Here is a 6,396-nt window from a genome sequence, read left to right on the forward strand (position 1 = left end):
TTGCACGGCGACAAATCATTATACCTTAAAAAACCTCAAATGATTGCATAGCAACCATCTCAGGTTTTGAAAATTATGATTTGTTTGAAAATTAAATCCGATCGAATATCTGCGGAATGTGGGTTAATTGCTGGTGTTATTCCCGCTAAAAATGCTGCCGCACTCGATCCGATCGTTGCCCTAAGGAGCGATTGAATTAGTTGGTATTTGTGACGCAATTCTCGATCTTTTCTCAAACAAATAGTAATATTAGCCAGAAGGATGTCTTTTTCTTGAACTTTATTGAGTTTTTTGCGATCTAATTTCAAAAATCTTCAAATCCTTTCCCCATCTTTCATGCTCCCCCTCTCTTCTCATATTTACAGACAGTACGACAACTTATTTAGTTGCCACCACAGCCAAATTCCAAGCCAACCGCTTCATCAGAGGCAACTTCTTCAACCACCCATCCAACCCTTCCAAACGAGAATATTCCGGCTTCAATCTCTCTTGTTCGATAATAATCTTCTTCCAATAACGCTCCTCATTTGGATGCACTTTTTCGATCAAATAAAAGCGTAAAAAAATCCAAAGGGAAGTCAGCCAAAACGTATCATAAGCCGTCTCTGAAAACAAAGATTTGACAAGTTTGACAATATTAATATCCAAAGGAGTTTCATCCTCAGTCCGCACCTCAGTCGCCATCCTGCGGTAAACATTAATCACTGGATTGTGCTTCATCGGGTCCCAAAAACAAGCTTTGCCGCCCGGTTTTAGCACGCGCTGCATTTCGCGAATTGCCTTTTCTGGTTCCGGCAAATGGTGCAACAAATTGGAAGCGTAAACAATATCAAAACTGTTGTCTGGGAAATCCAGCGCCATGGCATTCACCGTACAACCTTCGATTGTTACGCCATTTATTTCTGCCAATTTCATGGCCACTTCCACCATGCCCTCAGAATAATCAGCCGCCACACAATGTGCACCTTTCTTCGCAAAATAAATGCTATTTTCTCCGGCGCCACAGCCTAAATCCAAGAGGCGTTTACCCGTGACATCGCCCATGTGCTGGATGATGAATCTATTTTCTGGGGCGGTGCAAGCTTCAAAGTAATCGTTGACACGGATGCCGTCAACATCGATTGTGGATGCCCAAGCATCGTGGAATTGTCGCTCTTTTTTTAAAGTTTCGTCTTGCATTTTTTTAATGTTTGTTGTTGGGAAAAAATATGTTTAAACCGCAGATGAACGCGGATTAACGCAGATTTATTGAGATTTATCTGCTTCGATCGGTGTTCGCCTGCGGTTTGCTTTAAGGAAGATGGCTGAGAATCAATTTATCAGCGCTGTGCTTCTGCGACAACTTGATTTGCGATCGCAGTTGGCTGTGCGGAGGATTTTTCTTGACTGGCCTGCAATGCTTGATACAGGCGATTTAAGGCGCTGATGTATGCTTCTGCGGAGGCTACGATAATGTCGGTATTTGCCGAGTGGCCGGAAAATACTTTGCCTTCGTGCCGCAAGCGGATTGTTACTTCGCCGATCGCATCTATGCCCGCTGTTACCGATTGTACCGAAAACTCGATCAACTCATTCGGGACATTGACAACTCGGTTAATTGCTCTGTAAATGGCATCCACAGGCCCCGTACCGATCGCAGCATCCGTCAATTCTTCTCCCGCCGGATTCCGCACCGTGACGGTTGCTGTCGGGCGCGATTTGTCGCCGCAGGAAACCTGTACCAATTCTAACCGGAAAAGTTCGGGAGCTTGGTGGACTTCGTTATTGGCGATCGCCTCCAAATCCCAATCGGTAATCTCTTTTTTCTTGTCGGCTAAATCCTTAAACTTGACAAAAGCCTTATTTAGCTCATCATCTGCCATTTCAAAACCCAACTCTTTCAAGCGAGTTTGAAATGCGTGGCGGCCGGATAATTTGCCCAAGATAATTTGATTTTCTGTTAAGCCGATCGACTCAGCGTCCATAATCTCGTATGTCAGCTTATTTTTCAGCACCCCATCTTGGTGAATTCCCGACTCGTGGGCGAAAGCATTTGCTCCCACAATCGCCTTATTTGGCTGCACCAACATCCCAGTCAAATTGGAAACCAAGCGCGAAGTTTTGTAGATTTGGCGCGAGTCAATATTGGTCAGGGGTTCGTCAGAATCCGCCGGCCGGCCCAAGAACGGATTAAAGTATTGGCGGCGTACATAAAGCGCCATTACCAACTCTTCCAGAGCCGCATTTCCCGCCCGTTCCCCAATCCCGTTAATCGTGCATTCCAACTGTCTGGCGCCATTTTTTACAGCTTCCAAAAAGTTAGCAACCGCCAATCCTAAGTCATTGTGACCGTGAACCGAAATGATTGCGCGATCGATATTCGGCACATTTTCCTTAATTCCCCGAATCAAATCCCCATACTCGCTGGGAGTCGTGTAGCCCACAGTATCGGGAATATTCACAGTAGTCGCCCCGGCCTCGATCGCCCTTTCTAGAACCTGATACAAAAATTCGCGATCGGAACGACAAGCATCCTCCGGCGAAAACTCCACATCATCCACAAAAGACTTAGCATAAGCCACCATTTCCGGCACAATTTCCAGAACCTCAGCCCGCGTCTTTTTCAGCTTATATTCCAAGTGAATATCAGACGTAGCCAGAAACGTATGAATTCGCGAATTTACCGCTGGTTTAATCGCCTCGGCTGCTGTTTTAATATCCGGCTTTCTCGCCCTTGCCAAACCGCAAATTGTCGGCCCATCTTCCGTCCCAACAGTCCGAGCTATTTTTTGGACAGCCTCAAAATCTCCCGTGCTAGTGAAAGGGAAACCTGCTTCAATCACATCCACGCCCAATCGCGCTAACTGACGGGCAATAGTTAGCTTTTCGTCCCCATTCAGAGATGCGCCCGGAGATTGTTCTCCGTCCCGCAAAGTCGTATCAAAAATAATAATCCGGTCTTGACTTGGTTGAGTTTTCATAGCTCTAAAAAAGTGTTGTCCTGATTTTTACTTGTCCCCTGTTCTGGGTACGCGAGTTCCCAGTAAGTCGATCAATTTTAGATTTTAGATTTTAGATTTTAGATTTAGTTCACAGATTCAGATTCATCTAGGAGTTTGAACTTTGGTCTAAAATTTGTAACTGCTCGCGACAGGAGTCGGAAACTTGTATCCGTTTTTGGGCGATCGCACCAGTCTTGTGTTTCGCGCCCATAACCCAATAACCCATAACCCATAACCCATAACCCATAACTACTGACTGCTGACTGCTGACTGCTGACTAATAACTACTAACTAATAACTACTGACGACTGTCAACTGTCAACTGTCAACTGTCAACTGTCAACTGTCAACTGTCAACTGACTAATAATCCATTTTCTCGATATGTTCCCGAATTTCATTTAGGTCTATATACCTATCAGTAGCATTTCGCAATTCTCTAGCAATCATTCCTTCGGTAGATACCACAGTAATGTGAGTATTTTTCGATCGCAGTAGCTCGATCGCCCTCTCAAAATCCCCATCCCCGCTAAATAGCACAACTTGGTCGTACTGATCCACCGTATTAAACATATCAACCACAATTTCTATGTCTAAATTAGCCTTTTGAGAATATCGGCCCGAAGCATCATCGTAATATTCCTTAAGAATCTTAGTGCGAACCGTGTAACCCAGACTGATCAAAGCATCTCGAAATCCCCTTTGATCTTGCGGGTCTTTCAAACCCGTATACCAGAAAGCATTGATCAAGATGACATTTGGCTGCGAAGTTTTGAAATATTCGAGCACCCTGCGTGGATCAAAAAACCAGCCGTTCTTTTGTTGAGCGTAGAACATATTGTTCCCGTCCACAAAAATAGAAAGGCGGTTCATTAAGTTTGTCATAGAACTTAGACCTAATAATTGTAGAAAGAAGTTAATCTAAATATCACATTTTAGCAATATGGAGCTAACTGAGGCAATAGATTAAACTTCAGAAAACTCCATCCCCCCAGTATTTCATATTTTTGCCTCTACCGCCAGAGGGCTCTTTTAGGGGTGCTTGGATTCGATCGACCAACCTTCAAAAACCCGACTCTCAGTAACTCGGTAGAGGCTGTGGTTTGAACCTCCCCAGGGCTAAAGCGACGGGGATTCGGGCCCACCCAAAAGGGCGACAGTGGGACATTCAAATATCCCTCTAGACCCTCAAGCTTGTGGCTATTGGGCTTACTTTTTATTTGTTTGTTTTCCGAGTCCATCACTCTTGCCAGATAGGTACGCTCCTCAACCTGCCTTTATTTGCCCTTTAAGTATTCTGGGTTAGCGTGCCAGATATCTCGGTTGCCGGGATTTCTCCGCACTAGGTTGATTCAACACGTAGATGGTTATTCTTACTCACCTCTGGATTTTACCACTGTGGCTGAAGCCGCGCACTCGCTCCAAGGCGACTGAAGTCGCTAATCGGCTAGACCCCAGCCTTAAAAGGACGGGGCTTGCGCCTCGTTTTTCGGTCAAGCTTAATGGGGATCGAAACTACCACGCCAACCACCCTATCGCCCAGCAAGCATACCGAATCGGATTGCAGTATCTTTTTCTCCCCTAATTTCACAGCGCTAGAGCCTAAACTCAAGCCTTTTTGCTTTCCAGGGCCCAGCGAGCTAGCTCTGTCCGGTTGTGCAGACCTGTTTTGCCCAGCATATTGCTAACGTGGCTCTCTATAGTGCGCTGGCTGACATTCATCACGTCTGCGATCTGGCGGTTTGCCATACCCTGCGCTAGCAACTGTACCACCTTTAACTCAGTGGGAGTCAATTCGACATTGCGGCGCGCCTTAATTTTCGGGCCGCTCTCAATACCTGGATTTGAGTGACGAATCAAGCGGGACGCTGCTTTCAGAGAAGATTCTACTTGGGCTACCAGTTCTTCGGGTTCAAAAGGTTTAACTATATAAACATCAGCTCCAGTGCTCAACCCTTTTACTCGATCGGAACTTTGACCTTTGGCGGACAAGAAAAGAACCGGAATCCAACTCGTGCGCGGGTCTTCCCTGATGTGTTTGACTAAAGTGTACCCGTCCATTTCCGGCATCATCACATCACAGATGATCAAATCGGGGACTTCTTGTTCGAGTTTTTCTAGAGCGTGTCTGCCGTTTTCTGCTGTGATGACGTTGTAGCCCCGAAACTCTAAGTAATCCTTGACTAGCAAGATCAAGTTCGGGTCGTCGTCAACCAGCATCAGCCGTTTTTGCTCTCCTGAATTATTGTCCTTCATGTTTCTTCCCGCTAGAGTATCCCGCACAATTCCTTGTTTTTCACTCCTGTTTTTTCCGTCAGTCCAGTGTCAGCCCGGTTGGTTGGGAGTTGAGGACGGCGGTGGGGTGAAGGGATGGCGGTGAGGGGAAAGCGGGGCGGGTGTTACCGCTTCCCAACCAGTGTTCGATGCCCGTTTGTGAATGTCTTGCGACCTGGAACGGAGCCAAAACCTGTAATGGACGATCGCCTGTCACGATCGGCCTTGATTGATGGAAGACTCACGCTCCCGAGCCCAAGTTAAATATTTAATCTCGATCGGTTCAATTGCAAGTTGATGCCCCGGTTTTAAATGATACTTCTGATATAGAGAAATTTAAGCAGGCTCCCTACTTACGTATTTAACTATTTCTAGTGTAGTTTGGCAAACTGCCGGATGTCTGCTACTGAGAAACTTTTCGGTAAACTCTCGCCAGATCGCGATCGAACTGCTTCGATACACCTCCTAAAAAAAACACACAGCGACAAGCAAGACTACCAGAAACAGGCAGGAGAGTACAGTTGTTCGATCGATCCACAGGTGCGATCGCCCAACGCGCTCACGCTCTCTACTTTACCGTCTTAAACCTAACACCTGACTTATCAAGATGTACCTTTTCACAGCGCTACAGTTAAATATCTGCTTCCGCCTCAGCAGGTTCCGGCAAAGGATGAGTCAAAAAAGCGTATTCTTCAACAACCTCCTGGCCGATCAGATGTTCTTGAATAATTCTCTCAATGACGGGGGGCGTAACATCGCGGTACCACACTCCGTCTGGGTAGACTACCATAATCGGGCCCGACGCGCACACTCGCAGGCAGTTAGCTTTAGTCCGAAAAATGCAAGTTGGCCGATCGGCTTTTGGCTTGTCCAACCCCAATTCTTGCAAGCGTTTTTTTAAGTAATTCCAAGCCACCAGACTGCTTTCTCGATCGCAACACTTGGGCACGGTTTGGTCGGCACAGATAAAAATATGTCGCTCGATTCGATCTATTCCCAGGCTTTGGACGCAAGCGCTCAAGCCTTGGCTGCAAGATTCATCGTTGTTATTTTCAGATTTATTTTCAAACATTTTATTCATTCGTTAACAATAATTAATTAGCGATCGAAACTCATCACCCCTCTCCCCCTCTCCCCCTCTCC

7 protein-coding genes are annotated in these 6,396 nt (G+C 46.1%); 1 reads left to right on the forward strand and 6 read right to left on the reverse strand.

Annotated features, from left to right (window positions below):
- Positions 1–59 precede the first annotated feature (59 nt).
- The 5 genes from QZ938_RS32555 to QZ938_RS32575 form a co-directional block, all read right to left on the reverse strand.
- Positions 60–308, reverse strand: a complete 249-nt coding sequence (locus QZ938_RS32555; protein ID WP_293355286.1) for a hypothetical protein — start codon at positions 306–308, stop codon at positions 60–62.
- A 70-nt stretch (positions 309–378) separates the two neighbouring features.
- Complete coding sequence (locus QZ938_RS32560; RefSeq protein ID WP_293355283.1) at positions 379–1,179, reverse strand: class I SAM-dependent methyltransferase; 801 nt, start codon at positions 1,177–1,179, stop codon at positions 379–381.
- A 140-nt stretch (positions 1,180–1,319) separates the two neighbouring features.
- Positions 1,320–2,960 (reverse strand): 2-isopropylmalate synthase, encoded by a 1,641-nt coding sequence (locus QZ938_RS32565; protein WP_293355280.1) that lies wholly within the window; start codon positions 2,958–2,960, stop codon positions 1,320–1,322.
- Between the two features lie 382 nt (positions 2,961–3,342).
- On the reverse strand, positions 3,343–3,864 hold the full coding sequence (locus QZ938_RS32570) for an NYN domain-containing protein (protein ID WP_006633075.1): 522 nt from the start codon (positions 3,862–3,864) through the stop codon (positions 3,343–3,345).
- Between the two features lie 723 nt (positions 3,865–4,587).
- Positions 4,588–5,235: a response regulator transcription factor gene (locus QZ938_RS32575; protein WP_293125294.1), complete on the reverse strand. Its 648-nt coding sequence runs from the start codon at positions 5,233–5,235 to the stop codon at positions 4,588–4,590.
- 414 nt (positions 5,236–5,649) lie between these two features.
- Between QZ938_RS32575 and QZ938_RS32580 the strand changes: the two genes are divergently transcribed.
- Entirely contained in the window at positions 5,650–5,838 is a 189-nt protein-coding gene (locus QZ938_RS32580; protein ID WP_293355277.1) for a hypothetical protein, read from the forward strand.
- Positions 5,839–5,884: 46 nt separating this feature from the next.
- Here the strand turns inward: QZ938_RS32580 and QZ938_RS32585 are convergent, their stop codons facing one another.
- On the reverse strand, positions 5,885–6,325 hold the full coding sequence (locus tag QZ938_RS32585; protein ID WP_293355274.1) for a ferredoxin: 441 nt from the start codon (positions 6,323–6,325) through the stop codon (positions 5,885–5,887).
- Positions 6,326–6,396: the final 71 nt, after the last annotated feature.

Origin of the sequence: Microcoleus sp. CAWBG27, assembly GCF_020883145.1 — a bacterium.
Classification (GTDB): domain Bacteria; phylum Cyanobacteriota; class Cyanobacteriia; order Cyanobacteriales; family Microcoleaceae; genus Microcoleus.

Excerpts from the sequence above, each read along its gene's own strand:
- QZ938_RS32560 (WP_293355283.1), bottom strand. The coding sequence starts at position 1,179 with ATGCAAGACGAAACTTTAAAAAAAGAGCGACAATTCCACGATGCTTGG.
- QZ938_RS32565 (WP_293355280.1), bottom strand. The coding sequence starts at position 2,960 with ATGAAAACTCAACCAAGTCAAGACCGGATTATTATTTTTGATACGACT.
- QZ938_RS32570 (WP_006633075.1), bottom strand. The coding sequence starts at position 3,864 with ATGACAAACTTAATGAACCGCCTTTCTATTTTTGTGGACGGGAACAAT.
- QZ938_RS32575 (WP_293125294.1), bottom strand. The coding sequence starts at position 5,235 with ATGAAGGACAATAATTCAGGAGAGCAAAAACGGCTGATGCTGGTTGAC.
- QZ938_RS32580 (WP_293355277.1), top strand. The coding sequence starts at position 5,650 with ATGTCTGCTACTGAGAAACTTTTCGGTAAACTCTCGCCAGATCGCGAT.
- QZ938_RS32585 (WP_293355274.1), bottom strand. The coding sequence starts at position 6,325 with ATGTTTGAAAATAAATCTGAAAATAACAACGATGAATCTTGCAGCCAA.